Annotated in this window: 13 protein-coding genes; 6 read left to right on the top strand and 7 right to left on the bottom strand. The window is 44.9% G+C overall.

The genetic code is table 11. From position 1 onward, the window contains the following. Positions 1-340: 340 nt before the first annotated feature. The 3 genes from AB4263_RS22005 to AB4263_RS21995 form a co-directional block, all read right to left on the bottom strand. On the bottom strand, positions 341-967 hold the full coding sequence (locus AB4263_RS22005; RefSeq protein WP_017069898.1) for a bifunctional 4-hydroxy-2-oxoglutarate aldolase/2-dehydro-3-deoxy-phosphogluconate aldolase: 627 nt from the start codon (positions 965-967) through the stop codon (positions 341-343). 73 nt (positions 968-1040) lie between these two features. Further along, on the bottom strand, positions 1041-1973 hold the full coding sequence (locus AB4263_RS22000) for a sugar kinase (protein WP_017061485.1): 933 nt from the start codon (positions 1971-1973) through the stop codon (positions 1041-1043). Positions 1974-2007: 34 nt separating this feature from the next. After that, positions 2008-2343 (bottom strand): cupin domain-containing protein, encoded by a 336-nt coding sequence (locus AB4263_RS21995; RefSeq protein WP_009846518.1) that lies wholly within the window; start codon positions 2341-2343, stop codon positions 2008-2010. Positions 2344-2676: 333 nt separating this feature from the next. On the opposite strand from AB4263_RS21995, the gene AB4263_RS21990 reads away from it, so the two are divergent. Next, positions 2677-4884, top strand: a complete 2208-nt coding sequence (locus tag AB4263_RS21990) for a heparinase II/III family protein (RefSeq protein ID WP_171733250.1) — start codon at positions 2677-2679, stop codon at positions 4882-4884. A gap of 2 nt (positions 4885-4886) precedes the next feature. Then, positions 4887-7040, top strand: coding sequence for a heparinase II/III family protein (locus AB4263_RS21985; protein ID WP_372098901.1), 2154 nt, complete (start codon positions 4887-4889; stop codon positions 7038-7040). 279 nt (positions 7041-7319) lie between these two features. On the opposite strand, the gene phnE (AB4263_RS21980) is transcribed toward AB4263_RS21985, so the two are convergent. The 4 genes from phnE (AB4263_RS21980) to phnD all read right to left on the bottom strand — a co-directional run bounded on the left by phnE (AB4263_RS21980) (position 7320) and on the right by phnD (position 10951). Further along, on the bottom strand, positions 7320-8150 hold the full coding sequence (gene phnE, locus AB4263_RS21980) for a phosphonate ABC transporter, permease protein PhnE (RefSeq protein WP_137001662.1): 831 nt from the start codon (positions 8148-8150) through the stop codon (positions 7320-7322). Positions 8151-8160: 10 nt separating this feature from the next. After that, a complete protein-coding gene (phnE, locus tag AB4263_RS21975; protein ID WP_372098900.1) occupies positions 8161-9036 on the bottom strand; it encodes a phosphonate ABC transporter, permease protein PhnE in 876 nt (291 codons plus the stop codon). Next, positions 9033-9851, bottom strand: coding sequence for a phosphonate ABC transporter ATP-binding protein (phnC, locus tag AB4263_RS21970; RefSeq protein ID WP_017069947.1), 819 nt, complete (start codon positions 9849-9851; stop codon positions 9033-9035). Before phnC ends, phnE (AB4263_RS21975) begins: the two co-directional genes overlap by 4 nt. A 143-nt stretch (positions 9852-9994) precedes the next feature. Next, complete coding sequence (phnD, locus tag AB4263_RS21965; RefSeq protein WP_372098899.1) at positions 9995-10951, bottom strand: phosphate/phosphite/phosphonate ABC transporter substrate-binding protein; 957 nt, start codon at positions 10949-10951, stop codon at positions 9995-9997. Positions 10952-11216: 265 nt separating this feature from the next. On the opposite strand from phnD, the gene AB4263_RS21960 reads away from it, so the two are divergent. From AB4263_RS21960 to AB4263_RS21945, 4 genes are all read left to right on the top strand, one after another. Then, on the top strand, positions 11217-11936 hold the full coding sequence (locus AB4263_RS21960; protein ID WP_372098898.1) for a FadR/GntR family transcriptional regulator: 720 nt from the start codon (positions 11217-11219) through the stop codon (positions 11934-11936). Positions 11937-12661: 725 nt separating this feature from the next. After that, positions 12662-14440, top strand: a complete 1779-nt coding sequence (locus AB4263_RS21955) for a sodium:solute symporter family transporter (RefSeq protein ID WP_017061477.1) — start codon at positions 12662-12664, stop codon at positions 14438-14440. A gap of 220 nt (positions 14441-14660) precedes the next feature. Next, a complete protein-coding gene (locus tag AB4263_RS21950; RefSeq protein WP_017061476.1) occupies positions 14661-16739 on the top strand; it encodes a DUF4962 domain-containing protein in 2079 nt (692 codons plus the stop codon). A gap of 541 nt (positions 16740-17280) precedes the next feature. Then, positions 17281-18162 (top strand): NAD(P)-dependent oxidoreductase, encoded by an 882-nt coding sequence (locus tag AB4263_RS21945; protein WP_004733521.1) that lies wholly within the window; start codon positions 17281-17283, stop codon positions 18160-18162. Positions 18163-18366: the final 204 nt, after the last annotated feature.

The following is an 18366-nucleotide window of genomic DNA, read 5'->3' as shown; positions in this document are numbered from 1 at the left end:
TTGCGGCGCACTTTGTCTATTGTGGCCATCAGTGCATGCGATGAGAGATGTTTGACGACGTATCGAAAAGAAACATTGCTGGATAAAGGGCTGGGTAAAAGGGGGTAGATAGGCAGTAGGGACACCAGTAACGCTTCGTTAGATGCATACTGACGTAGATTGAAAGCCTTACATTACTCGTTCTTGCCCGTCTTAGTCGTGGAGCTGTCCGAGGCCATAGGGAGAAAGGCGATAGGGTGTGGGGGAAACACAACGTTGATTTACGGTTAGTCAGCGCAATAAACGCCAGATAACAAAAAGCCCCACCGAGGTGAGGCTTCATCACTCAATCTAAAATAGATTAAGCGTTAACGTGATCAACTGCATCACGAACAAGCTTGCCTAGTTCGTCCCACTTACCTTCGTCGATAAGGTTAGTTGGAACCATCCAAGTACCGCCACACGCAAGTACAGAAGGGATCGATAGGTATTCATCAACATTCTTCAAGCTTACGCCACCAGTAGGCATAAATTTAACAGGGTAAACCGCTGTTAGTGCTTTAAGCATACCAGTACCGCCAGAAGGTTCAGCAGGGAAGAACTTCAACGTGCGAAGGCCCATTTCCATTGCTTGTTCAACTAGGCTTGGGTTGTTAACACCCGGTACGATTGCAACGCCTTTATCGATACAGTATTGAACAGTGCGCGGGTTGAAACCTGGGCTTACGATGAAATCAACGCCAGCTTCGATAGATGCGTCAACTTGCTCGTTAGTCAGTACAGTACCTGAACCAATTAGCATGTCTGGGAATTCTTTACGCATGATGCGAATCGCTTCGATTGCACATTCTGTACGTAGCGTGATTTCTGCACATGGCATGCCGTTTTCAACAAGTGCTTTACCTAGAGGGATAGCGTCTTCAGCACGGTTGATAGCGATTACAGGAATTACTTTTAGGTTTGCTAGTTGTTCATTTAATGTCGTCATGAATTCTTTCTCACGTTAAATGTGGGCTTGCTTTCAACTAAGCAAACCCTTGATTAATAGTTAAAGTGCGTAATTATAGAGACAGATCAGGCGTCGCTTCTAGAGGAATGATAGCACCTGGATGCTGAATCACAGTCCCTGCCACAATATGACCTGCTAACGCTGCATCACGTGCATTGCCACCGCTTAAGCGCTTAGCTAGGAAGCCCGCGCTGAACGAGTCGCCAGCCGCTGTAGTATCAACAATGTTGTCTACTGGGTTTGGAGCAACGTACTGTGCGCTTTGGCTCTCAACTACTAGGCAGTCTTTAGCACCACGTTTAATGATGATCTCTTTCACACCAGATTCAGACGTACGTGCAATACACTGTTCAATGCTTTCGTCGCCGTACAGCTCTTGCTCGTCATCGAACGTCAGTAGAGCCGTGTCTGTGTACTTAAGCATCTTCAAGTACCAAGAAATCGCTTCTTGTTGGCTTTCCCAAAGTTTTGGACGGAAGTTATTGTCGAAGAATACTTGGCCGCCTTGCGCTTTAAATTTGTCTAAGAAGTTGAATAGCTGCGTGCGTCCATTCTCTGTCAAGATAGCAAGCGTAATACCACTTAGGTAAACCGCATCAAAAGAGAATAACTTATCAAGTAGAGCAGGTGTGTCTTCCTGGTCAAACATGAATTTTGCTGCAGCATCATTACGCCAGTAGTGGAAACTGCGTTCACCAGTTTCATCGGTCTCGATGTAGTAAAGCCCTGGTTGTTTGTGATCAAGCTGAGCAATTAAGCTAGTGTCGATACCTTCCGCTTGCCACTTTTCTAACATGTCGGTACTGAATGGGTCAGTGCCTAGTGCTGTTACGTAGCTCGTGTTGATATCTTGCTCTTTTGTTAAGCGAGACAAGTAAAGTGCAGTATTTAGTGTGTCGCCACCGAAACTTTGCTTAAGCCCGTCTTGTTTCTTTTGTAGCTCAACCATGCACTCGCCAATGACCGCGATGTTTAATGATTTCATATGCTTACCTTAGCAACTGAGGTTGCGCTGTTTATTATTTTAGGAAATCTTCACGCGCAGGGTTGAAGATATCAAGAAGGATGCTGTCTTGCTCTAGTGCAACTGCACCGTGCATCATGTGTTTACGAGCGAAGTAAGCATCGCCTTCTTTAAGGACTTTCTTTTCGCCTTCAATCTCAGCTTCGAAGCTGCCACGAACTACGTAACCGATTTGGTCATGGATTTCGTGAGTATGAGGGTGGCCAATCGCGCCCTTATCAAAACATAGGTGTACTGCCATTAGATCGTCAGTGTAAGCAACGATTTTACGCTTAATGCCGCCACCAAGTTCTTCCCATGGGTTTTCATCTAGGATAAAGAAAGAGTTCATTGTGTATCTCCTAATCTGTTTAAATCTTTTAAGTGTTACTTAACTTGCATCCATCATAAGGGAATGAGCTCAATTGTAATACAATATATCTAAATTTGTGTGATATTGATCAAGCGATACTTTATATAGCGTAAATAAATCAACAACTTAATAAATGGCTGATATTTACCATTAGTCAGCTACATCAATGACTTATGACTAATAGTGTGACTCTACTCATCATTTGGCGACGAATAGGTATAATTAAAGCTCATATTGTATTACTTTATATGGAGTTTGAAAATTTAATCAAAGTTTAAGCAGATAAACTCTTTATTGAGGGTGACAAAGAATATGACGACTAAACCAGTATTGTTGACTGAAGCAGAAATCGAGCAGCTTCATCTTGAAGTGGGCCGTTCTAGCTTAATGGGCAAAACCATTGCAGCGAACGCGAAAGATCTAGAAGCATTCATGCGTTTACCTATTGATGTCCCAGGTCATGGTGAAGCTGGGGGTTACGAACATAACCGCCATAAGCAAAATTACACGTACATGAATCTAGCTGGTCGCATGTTCTTGATCACTAAAGAGCAAAAGTACGCTGACTTTGTTACAGAATTACTAGAAGAGTACGCAGATAAATACCTAACGTTTGATTACCACGTACAGAAAAACACTAACCCTACAGGTCGTTTGTTCCACCAAATCCTGAACGAACACTGCTGGTTAATGTTCTCAAGCTTAGCTTACTCTTGTGTTGCTTCAACCCTGACACAAGAACAACGCGACAATATTGAGTCTCGCATTTTTGAACCAATGTTAGAAATGTTCACGGTTAAATACGCACACGACTTCGACCGAATTCACAATCACGGTATTTGGGCAGTAGCGGCTGTCGGTATTTGTGGTCTTGCTCTTGGCAAGCGTGAATACCTTGAAATGTCGGTGTACGGCATTGACCGTAACGACACTGGCGGCTTCCTAGCGCAAGTTTCTCAGCTGTTTGCACCTTCTGGCTACTACATGGAAGGTCCTTACTACCACCGCTACGCGATTCGCCCAACGTGTGTGTTCGCTGAAGTGATCCACCGTCATATGCCTGAAGTTGATATTTACAACTACAAAGGCGGCGTGATTGGTAACACAGTACAAGCGATGCTGGCGACGGCTTACCCGAACGGTGAGTTCCCGGCTCTGAATGATGCTTCTCGTACTATGGGTATTACAGATATGGGTGTTCAGGTTGCAGTAAGTGTTTACAGCAAGCATTACTCTTCTGAAAACGGCGTAGACCAAAACATTCTTGGTATGGCGAAGATTCAAGACGCAGTTTGGATGCATCCATGTGGTCTTGAGCTATCTAAAGCCTACGAAGCAGCGTCTGCTGAGAAAGAAATCGGCATGCCTTTCTGGCCAAGTGTTGAGTTGAACGAAGGCCCTCAAGGTCATAACGGCGCGCAAGGCTTTATCCGTATGCAGGATAAGAAAGGCGACGTTTCTCAACTTGTTATGAACTACGGCCAACACGGCATGGGTCACGGCAACTTTGATACGCTGGGTATTTCTTTCTTCAACCGTGGTCAAGAAGTACTGCGTGAATATGGCTTCTGTCGTTGGGTGAACGTTGAGCCAAAATTTGGCGGCCGCTACCTAGACGAAAACAAATCTTACGCTCGTCAAACGATTGCTCACAACGCAGTAACGATTGATGAAAAATGCCAGAACAACTTTGATGTTGAACGTGCAGACGCAGTACACGGCTTACCACACTTCTTCAAAGTAGAAGACGAGCAAATCAACGGCATGAGTGCGTTTGCTAACGATCACTACCAAGGTTTTGACATGCAACGCAGCGTGTTCATGCTAAATCTTGAAGAGTTGGAATCTCCGCTACTATTGGATCTTTACCGCTTAGATTCTGAGAAAGGTGGCGAAGGCGAACACCAATACGATTACTCGCACCAATATGCCGGTCAGATTGTTCGTACTAACTTTGAATACCAAGCGAATAAAGAGTTGAACACGCTGGGTAGTGACTTCGGTTACCAACACCTATGGAACGTAGCAAGCGGTGATGTGAATGGCACGGCACTTGTGAGCTGGCTACAAAACAACACCTACTACACATGGTTAGGTGCAACGTCTAACGACAATGCTGAAGTTATCTTTACTCGCACTGGCGCGAATGACCCAAGCTTCAACCTACGCTCAGAGCCTGCTTTCATTCTACGTAGCAAGGGTGAAACAACACTGTTCGCTTCTGTTCTTGAAACGCACGGTTACTTCAACGAAGAGTTCGAGCAATCAGTCAATGCTCGCGGCGTTGTGAAAGACATCAAGGTTGTCGCGCATACAAATGTAGGTTCAGTCGTCGAAATCAGCACAGAAAAATCAAATGTGACCGTGATGATCAGCAACCAACTTGGTGCGACTGACAACACTGAACACAAGGTAGAACTGAACGGTAAAGTATACAGCTGGACAGGCTTCTACTCAGTAGAGACAACTTTACAAGAAACAAATTCAGAAGAACTTAGCACTGCAAAGCAGGGGAAATAATAATGAGCTATCAACCACTTTTACTTAACTTTGATGAAGCAGCAGAGCTTCGTAAAGAACTTGGCAAGGATAGCCTTTTAGGTAACGCACTGACTCGTGACATTAAACAAACTGACGCGTACATGGCAGAAGTTGGCATCGAAGTACCAGGTCACGGTGAAGGTGGCGGTTACGAGCACAATCGTCACAAGCAAAACTACATCCATATGGATCTAGCGGGTCGTTTGTTCCTGATCACAGAGGAAACAAAGTACCGTGATTACATCGTTGATATGCTAACTGCGTACGCGACGGTATACCCAACATTGGAAAGCAACGTAAGCCGTGACACTAACCCTCCGGGTAAGCTGTTCCACCAAACGTTGAACGAGAACATGTGGATGCTTTACGCTTCTTGTGCGTACAGCTGCATTTACCACACTATCTCTGAAGAGCAGAAGCGTCTTATCGAAGACGATCTTCTGAAGCAAATGATCGAAATGTTCGTTGTTACTTACGCACACGACTTCGATATCGTACACAACCACGGCTTATGGGCAGTGGCGGCGGTAGGTATCTGTGGTTACGCGATCAACGATCAAGAGTCTGTAGATAAAGCACTTTACGGCCTGAAATTGGACAAAGTAAGCGGCGGTTTCCTAGCGCAACTTGACCAACTGTTCTCGCCAGACGGCTACTACATGGAAGGTCCTTACTATCACCGTTTCTCTCTGCGTCCAATCTACCTGTTCGCAGAAGCGATTGAACGTCGTCAGCCAGAAATCGGTATTTACGAATTTAACGATTCAGTGATCAAGACAACGTCTTACTCAGTATTCAAAACTGCATTCCCAGACGGCACATTGCCTGCTCTGAACGATTCATCGAAGACGATTTCTATCAACGATGAAGGGGTTATCATGGCGACGTCTGTGTGTTACCACCGTTACGAGCAGACTGAAACTCTGCTTGGTATGGCTGATCACCAAAAAAATGTTTGGGTTCATGCTTCTGGTAAAACACTGTCTGATGCGGTTGATGCAGCAGACGACATCAAACCATTCAACTGGGGTAGCCTGTTTGTAACAGACGGGCCTGAAGGCGAAAAAGGCGGCGTAAGCATCCTTCGTCACCGTGATGTGCAAGACGACGACACAATGGCGTTGATCTGGTTTGGTCAGCACGGTTCAGACCACCAGTACCATTCTGCGCTAGACCATGGTCACTACGATGGCTTGCACCTAAGCGTATTCAACCGTGGCCACGAAGTGCTGCACGATTACGGCTTCGGTCGTTGGGTAAACGTTGAGCCTAAGTTTGGCGGTCGTTACATCCCGGAGAACAAGTCTTACTGTAAGCAGACGGTTGCTCACAACACAGTAACGGTTGATCAGAAAACGCAGAACAACTTCAACACAGCATTGGCTGAGTCTAAGTTTGGTCAGAAGCACTTCTTCGTAGCAGACGACCAGTCGCTACAAGGTATGAGCGGCACAATTTCTGAGTACTACACTGGCGTAGACATGCAACGCAGCGTGATTCTTGCTGAACTACCTGAGTTCGAAAAACCGCTAGTAATTGATGTGTACCGCATCGAAGCTGACGCTGAGCACCAGTACGACTTACCAGTTCACCACTCGGGTCAAATCATTCGCACTGACTTCGATTACAACATGGAAACAACGCTTAAGCCATTAGGTGAAGACAACGGTTACCAACATTTATGGAACGTTGCTTCAGGCAAAGTGAACGAAGAAGGTTCTCTAGTAAGCTGGCTACATGACAGCAGCTACTACAGCCTAGTAACCAGCGCGAATGCGGGCAGCGAAGTGATTTTTGCTCGCACTGGTGCTAACGATCCAGACTTCAACCTTAAGAGTGAGCCTGCGTTCATCTTACGTCAGTCTGGTCAAAACCACGTGTTTGCTTCTGTACTAGAAACGCATGGTTACTTTAACGAGTCTATCGAAGCCTCTGTAGGCGCTCGTGGTCTGGTTAAATCAGTATCTGTTGTGGGCCATAACAGTGTCGGGACTGTTGTTCGCATTCAGACTACTTCTGGTAACACTTACCACTACGGTATCTCAAACCAAGCTGAAGACACGCAGCAAGCAACTCACACTGTTGAGTTTGCTGGTGAGACATACTCGTGGGAAGGATCATTTGCTCAACTGTAAATGATCAACACACATACCATTTAACGATGGTGTGTACTGATGTGGTGCTTTGCGGGAACGAAGCGTCACATTGAATTCAGTCGTGATTGCAAAATCGTTCGTTGATACCAACAACGACTGAATACATCGGGAATAAGTCAAACCGAGTAACTCATTGCGAGTTGCTCGGTTTTTTTATGCGTGTAGGAAACAGAATAGAACGTTTCAACAAACGAAAAGCCTACTCAGTGAGTAGGCTTTGATCTTAGCTAACCGTCTATTTGACGTTGTTTTTAGTATTTAGATAAGGGCTTTTCTTGCTTTAGCTGCCACCCATTCAGAGAAGATGACCGTCACTAGAATCGCACAGAAAATCACAGTCACTTGAGGCCATGCCAGCATCGCCATCGATTCTTGTAATTTCAAGCCGATACCGCCAGCGCCGACCAAGCCTAAAACCGTAGATTCACGAATATTGATATCCCAACGGAACAAGCTCGTGCCGATGAAACTTGGCATAACCTGCGGAAGAATGCCGTAGTTCAATACCTGCAGCGGAGAAGCTCCGGTCGATTGGATTGCAGACATCTGTGTTGCATTCACTTCTTCAATCGCTTCATACATTAACTTCGCCACGAAGCCAATTGAACGTAGCGCTATCGCAATGATACCGGCCAACAAGCCTGGGCCGATGATTGCTACCAATAACAATGCCCAAATTAACGAGTTAATTGAACGACTTGCCGCGATGATGAACAGCGCGATAGGTCTGATAAACGTCATGCTTGGCGTTGTATTACGTGCAGCTAAGAACGCTACTGGAAACGCGAGTACGATCCCTAACAGTGTGCCAAGTGTCGCGATGTTAATGGTGTCCCACAACGGACTCCAAAGAGACTCTAAGTAGCTCCATCTTGGTGGCCACATACGTGAAGAGATATCAGCAAATTGGTTGGGTGAGTCAGTCACAAAGTACCAAATCGTATCTTTGTTCATGACTTGCCATGCGAATACTGTCAAAGCAACAAAGCAAAGCCAGCCCAGCCAAAGGATGAGGCTCTGTTTACTGTCGTAACGCTGCCATTGGGTACGATTGATGGCGCTTGTCGGTGTTTCATTTAGCGTGCTCATTGGTCGTTCCTTACTGCACATGCTTACGGATGATGGTTGATAGGTATTCACACAACATCACAATCACGATAATAATCAATAGAATAGCGGCTGCTGCGCTGTATTCGTAACGGTCCATTGCTGTGTTTAACGTTGCGCCGATACCACCTGCGCCAACAATGCCAATCACGGCTGACTCACGAAAGTTGATGTCGAGTCGGTACATAGAAAGTCCGATGAAGCGCGGCATCACCTGTGCTTGAATTGCGTAATTCACCTGTTGTAACCAACTCGCGCCCGTTGCACGCATTGCGGTGAGTGGTGCTGGGTCAATGGCTTCAATTTCATCGGCAAACAGTTTTGCGAGAAAGCCGATGGTCGCGAAGGTGAGCGTGACAAAACCCGCAAACGTACCAAAGCCAAATAGAGCGACACACAGAATCGCAACGATGATTTCTTGTAAGCTACGAGCAACCGAAATAAACGCACGACAGAATAGGTAAACAGGCGTAGGGGCAAGGTTTTTCGCTGCGCCTAATCCGAATGGAATTGAAAGAAGGACACCCGCCACGGTCGATGTGAGGGTCATGGTTAAACTCTCAATCAAACCTTGTGAGATGTTGTTCCAACGGCCACCAAAATCTGGGTTCATGAAAGCCAAAATGAACTGCCAGCCGCGTTCGCTGCCTTCGTAAATTCGAGTCCAGTTGACGTGTACCGATTGAGTCGCAAGGTACAAGTAAACCGCCACAATGATGATTAAGCTCCAGCGCAGCCATGGGCTAGAAATCAGTGGCGGCTTTGTCCACTGTGTCGGGTATTGTTTGGAATTCTGTTTTCCTGACTTTAAGTGTTGTTGTGCTGACTTTAAATGCTGCTGAACTTGATTTGGATATGGTTGAGTCATATTGTTGCCTCAGATAGGCGAGGGCTTGTGATGATGAGGTCATCGGCCTCTTCTTCTGCTTGTTGACTCCAGTCTTCTTCCCCGTAGATTTGCGTTAAAACATCTTCAGTGAGCAGGTTTGGTTTGTCATCAAATACGACACAACCTGCATTCAAGCCGACAACACGGTCAACAAACTGCTTTGCTAATTGAACATCGTGAATATTGATGATGGCAGGGAGTTGTTGCTCTGAACAAATCTCACTGATCAGTCGCATGATTTGGCGCGCTGTACGTGGATCAAGTGCGGCCGTTGGTTCATCAATCAACAGTAATTTCGGTTTCTGAGCAAGTGCACGTGCAATACCAACACGTTGACGCTGACCACCCGACAGAGCATCGGCCCTTTTATTGGCGTGTTCTAACAATCCAACACGGTCGAGTAGTGCATAAGCGGCTTGGATATCTGATTCAGGGAAACGACGAGTAAAGCTTTGCCAGAAATTTACGTAACCCAAACGTCCTGAAAGTACGTTTTCCATCACCGTCAAACGCTCAATCAGCGCGTACTCTTGGAAAATCATCCCGATTTCACGGCGTGATTGTCTCAGTTGTCGCTTAGACAGCGTCTCTAGATTGGTATTGGAAAAGATCACTTCGCCGCTGGTGGGCTCGGTGAGCCGATTAATACAACGGATAAGCGTTGATTTACCCGCACCAGATGGACCAATTAAACCAACTACTTCACCGGCATTGACCGACAAGCTAACGTTGGTAAGGGCTTTATCAGAACTGGAGTAGTGCTTGGTAAGCCCTTTAAGGGTAAGAGTAGACATAGAATTCCTATAAGAGCGGTGTACTAAGAGTTCGCCTGAGACAGGCATGGAAAGTAAACCGGAAAGAGTGGTGAATAACTGCAGGCGAACACACCTGCAGTTAGTTTTATCGGTGTGTGATTGGCTTTTTAGTTCGGTTGAACTTAGCTACACGTGTAAGAGACTTTGTTTGCCGTATCGATAGTGCGGATCACTTCCCAGTGCTCTTTGTAAGTAATAGGAACGAACTGCGCTTCGCCGTTACGTTCAAATTCTTCTTGAAGCTTTGTGCCTTCCCAATCGAAAGTGAAGAACGCTTTTTGAATCTTCTCTTGCAGCTCTGGCGTCAGGTTGTGCGCGGTGCCGTAAGCGGTAGTCGGGAAGGTTTGAGATTTGTAGATGCTCTTGATTTGGTCTTCTTTCACAACATCGCGTGAAAGCATGCGGTTCAATACTGAGTTAGCAACTGCTGCAGCATCGTAATCTTTGTGCGCCACACCCAAAATAGAGTTGTCGTGTGCGCCAGAGAATGCTGGTTTGAAATCTCGATCAGGTTGAAGTTGGTATTCAGCGTCCAAAATCGCAGAAGGTGCTTTGAAGCCAGAGTTAGACGTTTGTGATGTGAACGCTAGGTTCTTATCTTTTAGGTCTTCCACTTTCTCAATGCCAGAACCAGGGTAAGTGATGATTTCCATTTCGTAACCGAAAGAGCCATCTTCTGCAGCCATCATTGTGAATGGGGCAAAGCCTGCACAGTTAACCGCCAGTGGTGTAGAACCTGTGTTGAAACCTGCGATATGTAGGCGACCTGAACGCATTGCTTCAATTTGAGCAGCGTTATTTTGAACAGGGAAGAAACGAACCGTCTTTTCCGTTGTTTTTTCAAGGTGGCTCAAAAACTCGCTCCACACATCAGCGTATACTGCAGGATCTTCAACTGGCGCATAAGCAAAAATTAGCGTGTTTGGGTCAACCCATTGTGATTCATCTTGAGGAACATCAGCAACCAAGTTGCCAGAGCGATCTTCGTATCGTGTATCCATTGCTAATGCAGAACCAGAAAAAATCAGCGCAGCAGTAATAGCGCTCTTAAGCGTGAGATTTGTTTTTGTCGGTTTCATTATGTCAGTCCAATTGAGTGATTTGTTGGAAGGAAGTATAGGAATCGAGGATGACAGAACCGATGCCTTTTGATGACGGATTTATGAATGGTGTAACATAATGTTTCTAGCGGTATGGAGTTAGATGCTTTATAAGTGTTTGATTCATTGAGTAAATTAATAGGGCACGACTCGTTGCTAATTTACTCAATTGGCGCTAGGTTGAAATCCTGTTATAGTGATCCTTAAATAATACATAAACATAACATATAAAATAAGTGAACTTATGGTTAGCACTTTTAATTCAATCTCGGGCTCGAAGCGCAGCCTGCACGTGCAAGTAGCGCGTGAAATCGCTCGTGGAATCTTGTCTGGTGAACTGCCACAAGGTTCTATTATTCCTGGTGAAATGGCGCTGTGTGAACAGTTTGGTATCAGCCGTACGGCACTTCGTGAAGCCGTTAAACTACTGACTTCTAAAGGTCTGTTAGAGTCCCGCCCGAAAATCGGTACTCGTGTAGTAGATCGCGCATACTGGAACTTTCTTGATCCTCAACTGATTGAATGGATGGATGGTCTAACCGACATAGACCAATTCTGTTCTCAGTTTTTAGGCCTTCGCCGTGCGATTGAACCTGAAGCGTGTGCATTAGCTGCAAAATTTGCGACTGCTGAGCAACGTATCGAGCTTTCAGAGATCTTCCAGAAGATGGTTGAAGTGGATGACGCAGAAGTGTTTGACCAAGAACGTTGGACAGACATCGATATTCGTTTCCATAGCTTGATCTTTAATGCGACAGGTAACGATTTCTACCTGCCATTCGGCAATATTCTGACTACCATGTTCGTTAACTTCATCGTGCGCTCTTCTGAAGAGGGCAGCACATGTATCAATGAACACCGTAGAATCTATGAAGCGATTATGGCTGGCGACAGTGAAAAAGCTCGTACAATGTCAGCCGCTCACTTGCAAGACGCTAACCACCGTTTAGCCACTGCAAGCTAAACACGGTTTTCAACTTCATTTGAACCAATCAAAAAGGTATGCCAAGTGCATGCTTTTTTGTTTTTAGAAAGCGTGTTGCACCATGTGTGGCACTGTTTTGGTTCATCCTCGCTTAACTCCTTCTTAAGCCAGTTCCTTCTTGTATACGCCTAGCGGTCGTTCTCTTTACCATCATAATAAAAATAATATTACGCTCGATATTCGTTTTTAGACACTCTCGACCCCCAAATAATTATGCGTCATCCATGATTTTTCATTTTTGTATATTTTGAATCTACCATCGTTTGAACTGGATATGCCTCTTCTATATTGATTAATTTAAGTAGAATTCTAATGAAATTATCCACTCTCAATAGATAAAAAACGCTGGTTTATTGTGTGATAAATGAGGGTGATTTAGCTCTGATTTGGCTTTTATTATTTTTGAGGATTTTATATTTATATGTGTTTGGTTGTATTTGTTAATAAGTGTGCAAAGTCTCACTTTCTCATAAGTCTTTGATTTTAATGGGTGTGATGTTCTTTGGCCTTGTTTTTTGAGTTTTTACCTCAAACACCAGTAATTGCCTTGATGGATTGGCCATATTCCATCCTATGTCATATATATAATTAACTTAATCAATCAAAATAAGATCGCCATCACTTATTTGGATTATTGTACTACAAATAAAGTTTGAGATTTCCTATAGTCATCGTAACAAAATACAACGGACAAAGGATACACGATGGAACTCAACACGATTATTGTCGGCATTTATTTCCTATTCTTGATTGCGATAGGTTGGATGTTTAGAACATTTACAAGTACCACCAGTGACTACTTCCGCGGGGGCGGTAACATGTTGTGGTGGATGGTTGGTGCAACCGCCTTTATGACCCAGTTTAGTGCATGGACATTCACCGGTGCGGCAGGTAAAGCGTATAACGATGGTTTTGCAGTAGCGGTCATCTTCGTAGCCAACGCATTTGGTTACTTCATGAACTTCGCATATTTTGCTCCAAAGTTCCGTCAACTACGTGTAGTAACGGTAATCGAAGCAATTCGTATGCGTTTCGGTGCGACTAACGAACAAGTGTTCACTTGGTCTTCAATGCCAAACAGTGTTGTTTCTGCCGGTGTATGGTTAAACGCACTAGCAATCATCGCTTCTGGTATCTTCGGTTTCGACATGACAGCAACTATCTGGATTACCGGTTTGGTTGTATTGGCAATGTCTGTAACGGGTGGTTCATGGGCGGTAATTGCATCTGACTTTATGCAGATGGTTATCATCATGGCAGTAACCGTGACATGTGCTGTTGTTGCTGTTGTTCAAGGTGGCGGTGTTGGTGAAATCGTGAATAACTTCCCTGTAGCGGAAGGCGGTTCTTTCCTTTCTGGTAACAACATTAACTACTTAAGCATCTTCAGCATTTGGGCATTCTTCATCTTCGTGAAGCAGTTCTCTATTACTAACAACATGCTTAACTCTTACCGTTACCTAGCGGCTAAAGACTCAAAGAACGCGAAGAAAGCAGCGCTACTAGCGTGTGTGCTAATGCTTTGTGGTGTATTTATCTGGTTCATGCCTTCTTGGTACATTGCAGGTCAAGGTGTCGACCTAGCAGCAGCTTACCCAGAAGCAGGTAAGAAAGCGGGTGACTTTGCCTACCTATACTTCGTACAAGAGTACATGCCAGCAGGTATGGTTGGCCTTCTAGTTGCGGCGATGTTTGCAGCGACAATGTCTTCAATGGATTCTGGTCTAAACCGTAACTCGGGTATCTTTGTTAAGAACTTCTATGAACCAATCGTTCGTAAAGGTACGGCTAGCGAAAAAGAACTAGTAACGGTTTCTAAGATTACTTCTGCCGTGTTTGGTATTGCTATCATCCTTATTGCACAGTTCATCAACTCGCTTAAAGGTTTGAGCCTGTTCGATACCATGATGTATGTAGGCGCACTGATCGGCTTCCCAATGACAATTCCTGCATTCCTTGGCTTCTTTATTAAGAAGACTCCGGACTGGGCTGGTTGGGGTACGCTAGTGGTTGGTGGTTTTGTTTCTTACTACGTGGGTTTCGTTGTTAACGCTGAAATGGTGTCTTCAATCTTCGGTCTAGAAGAGCTAACAAGCCGTGAATGGTCTGATGTTAAGGTTGCTATCGGTCTGATTGCTCACATTACGCTGACAGGTGGTTTCTTCATCCTATCAACTCTGTTCTACAAGCCATTAACTGAGAAGCGTCAAGCAGACGTTGATAAGTTCTTCGGTAACCTGTCTACTCCATTAGTTGCGGAGTCAGCAGAACAGAAAGTACTGGATAACAAACAGCGTGAAATGCTTGGTAAACTGATTGCGGTAGCGGGTGTCGGTATCATGCTAATGGCTCTACTCACTAACCCAATGTGGGGACGTCTAGTCTTCATACTTTGTGGTGTGATTGTTGGTGGTGTTGGTGTGCTATTGGTTAAAGCGGTCGATGACGGCGGCAAGCAAGCGAAAGCAGTAACTGAAAGCTAATACATAGAAAACGATTATAATAGAATGCGACGACTCGAAAGGGCGTCGCATTTTTTTTGCTCTGCGAAACGGAAAAACGGTCAGGTGGAAGATATCTGACCTAAATCACGAAAACTGTACAAAATGGTTCAATCGAACCGAAATAGATTTAATTGTCCTACAATAAGACGTATATTATTGCTAATTCCTTTCAATCAACTTGAAAAATAAGTGAGTTAGAATGAGCGACCAAAAATCTCTTGATGCAATCAGGAAGATGAAGCTGGAGAATGATACTTCAGCAGGTAATCTTGTAGACCTACTCCCTATCGAAGTACAGAAACGTGACTTCGACCTATCATTCCTAGACAACTTGAGCGAAGCACGTCCACGTCTTCTTGTTCAAGCAGATCAGTTAGAAGAATTCAAAGCGAAAGTGAAAGCTGATGAAGCTCACTGCATGTTTGATGATTTCTACAATAACTCGACAGTTAAGTTCCTTGAGACTGCTCCTTTCGAAGAGCCTCAAGCGTACCCAGCTGACACGGTAGGCAAAGCTTCTCTATGGCGTCCTTACTGGCGTCAAATGTACGTTGATTGCCAAATGGCACTAAACGCGACACGTAACCTAGCAATTGCTGGTGTTGTGAAAGAAGACGAAGCGCTAATTGCTAAAGCAAAAGCTTGGACTCTAAAACTGTCTACGTACGATCCAGAAGGCGTGACTTCTCGTGGCTATAACGATGAAGCGGCTTTCCGTGTTATCGCGGCTATGGCTTGGGGTTACGACTGGCTACACGGCTACTTCACAGATGAAGAACGTCAGCAAGTTCAAGATGCTTTGATTGAGCGTCTAGACGAAATCATGCACCACCTGAAAGTGACGGTTGATCTATTGAACAACCCACTGAACAGCCACGGTGTTCGTTCTATCTCTTCTGCTATCATCCCAACGTGTATCGCGCTTTACCACGATCACCCGAAAGCAGGCGAGTACATTGCATACGCACTAGAATACTACGCAGTACACTACCCACCATGGGGCGGTGTAGACGGCGGTTGGGCTGAAGGTCCTGACTACTGGAACACGCAAACTGCATTCCTAGGCGAAGCATTCGACCTATTGAAAGCATACTGTGGCGTAGACATGTTCAACAAAACATTCTACGAAAACACAGGTGATTTCCCGCTTTACTGCATGCCTGTTCACTCTAAGCGCGCGAGCTTCTGTGACCAGTCTTCAATCGGTGATTTCCCAGGTCTAAAACTGGCTTACAACATCAAGCATTACGCAGGTGTTAACCAGAAGCCTGAGTATGTTTGGTACTACAACCAACTGAAAGGCCGTGATACTGAAGCACACACCAAATTCTACAACTTCGGTTGGTGGGACTTCGGTTACGATGATCTTCGCTTTAACTTCCTTTGGGATGCACCTGAAGAGAAAGCACCATCGAATGACCCACTGTTGAAAGTATTCCCAATCACGGGTTGGGCTGCATTCCACAACAAGATGACTGAGCGTGATAACCATATTCACATGGTATTCAAATGTTCTCCGTTTGGCTCAATCAGCCACTCTCACGGTGACCAAAACGCATTCACGTTGCATGCATTCGGTGAAACGCTAGCGTCAATCACTGGCTATTACGGTGGTTTCGGTGTTGATATGCACACTAAATGGCGTCGTCAAACGTTCTCTAAGAACCTTCCACTATTTGGCGGTAAAGGTCAGTACGGCGAGAACAAGAACACGGGCTACGAAAACCACCAAGATCGCTTCTGTATCGAAGCGGGCGGCAACATCTCTGATTTCGACACTGAATCTGATGTGAAGATGGTTGAGGGTGATGCAACGGCATCTTACAAGTACTTCGTTCCTGAAATTGAATCTTACAAGCGTAAGGTCTGGTTTGTTCAAGGTAAAGTATTCGTAATGCAAGACAAGGCAACGCTTTCTGAAGAGAAAGACATGACTTGGCTAATGCACACAACTTTCGCAAACGACGTGGCAGACAAGTCTTTCACTATCCGTGGCGAAGTTGCGCACCTAGACGTAAACTTCATCAACGAGTCTGCTGATAACATCACGTCAGTTAAGAACGTTGAAGGTTTTGGCGAAGTTGACCCATACGAGTTCAAAGATCTTGAAATCCACCGTCACGTTGAAGTGGAATTCAAGCCATCAAAAGAGCACAACATCCTTACGCTTCTTGTTCCTAATAAGAACGAAGGCGAGCAAGTTGAAGTGTCTCACAAGCTTGAAGGCAACACGCTAATGCTAAATGTTGATGGTGAAACGGTTTCAATCGAACTGTAATTCGCTGAAGCAACAGAAGCTAGATACTAAAAACTCCGAGTGAAAGCTCGGAGTTTTTTTGTTTGCACAGAACAGGCAGTAGCCTACGAGGTGGGAAGAGGTTGCGTTGGTTAGTTAGAGGCTAAGTAGCAAGAGTGCCAGGCTTAGTAAGTGGCGACAAAACTTGGTTTAAAACCCGTGTTCAGTAAACCTTACTAAGGCTAGGGCAGTGACTGTCTTCCAATAATTTGTCAACTACTGACAGTGGGCAGCCTTAATCTTGTCTGAAAAAAGGGACGGCAGGTTAATAATCGTTATTGGAGTGGCTTATTCTCATTAATCGTATGACATTTAGAGTGCATTATTTCATCAATAGGTTATTTTTTGATTGGGATATCGCTCTTGTAAGTACAAAGCGTGACCATATTTTCTCGTAAAGTGAATCCCCGTCACAACTTGCGTCTAAGCATTGAAGGATTACCCTAAAACTATTGCGTAACGGAAAAGACGTCGTTATTATAATGACCATATAATCATACAATACTATATTTGGAGTTTGAACATGACTAAACCTGTAATCGGTTTCATTGGCCTAGGTCTTATGGGCGGCAACATGGTTGAAAACCTACAAAAGCGCGGCTACCACGTAAACGTAATGGATCTAAGCGCTGAAGCTGTTGCTCGCGTTACAGATCGCGGCAATGCGACTGCATTCACTTCTGCTAAAGAACTAGCTGCTGCAAGTGACATCGTTCAGTTTTGTCTTACAACTTCAGCTGTTGTTGAAAAAATCGTTTACGGCGAAGACGGCGTTCTAGCTGGCATCAAAGAAGGCGCAGTATTAGTAGACTTCGGTACTTCTATCCCTGCTTCTACTAAGAAAATCGGCGCAGCTCTAGCTGAAAAAGGCGCGGGCATGATCGACGCACCTCTAGGCCGTACTCCTGCACACGCTAAAGATGGTCTTCTGAACATCATGGCTGCTGGCGACATGGAAACTTTCAACAAAGTTAAACCTGTTCTTGAAGAGCAAGGCGAAAACGTATTCCACCTAGGTGCTCTAGGTTCTGGTCACGTTACTAAGCTTGTAAACAACTTCATGGGTATGACGACTGTTGCGACTATGTCTCAAGCTTTCGCTGTTGCTCAACGCGCTGGTGTTGATGGCCAACAACTGTTTGACATCATGTCTGCAGGTCCATCTAACTCACCATTCATGCAATTCTGTAAGTTCTACGCAGTAGACGGCGAAGAGAAGCTAGGTTTCTCTGTTGCTAACGCTAACAAAGATCTTGGTTACTTCCTTGCTCTTTGTGAAGAGCTAGGTACTGAGTCTCTAATTGCTCAAGGTACTGCAACTAGCCTACAAGCTGCTGTTGACGCAGGAATGGGTAACAACGACGTACCAGTAATCTTCGACTACTTCGCTAAACTAGAGAAGTAATCGACGTACGACCTCGCTAGGGTATTGCCTGTCTTTTTAGGCGGCGATACCTCAGCGAGGTTCGTTTTTATCTGCCATACCCAACCCTTTGTTCCCTCGTTAAACTCTTCTACTTCTACTTCCTCAGCTACACCTACTCAAAACTCTGTTCAACTTTGTTACTGCCTCAATTCCTATTTTTGTTTCTATATCTATATCTATATC

This window comes from Vibrio sp. 10N.261.55.C5 (assembly GCF_041470505.1).
GTDB lineage: Bacteria > Pseudomonadota > Gammaproteobacteria > Enterobacterales > Vibrionaceae > Vibrio > Vibrio crassostreae_C.
The sequence above is the reverse complement of the archived record's forward strand: the minus strand, read 5'-3'. Positions and strand labels throughout refer to the sequence as shown.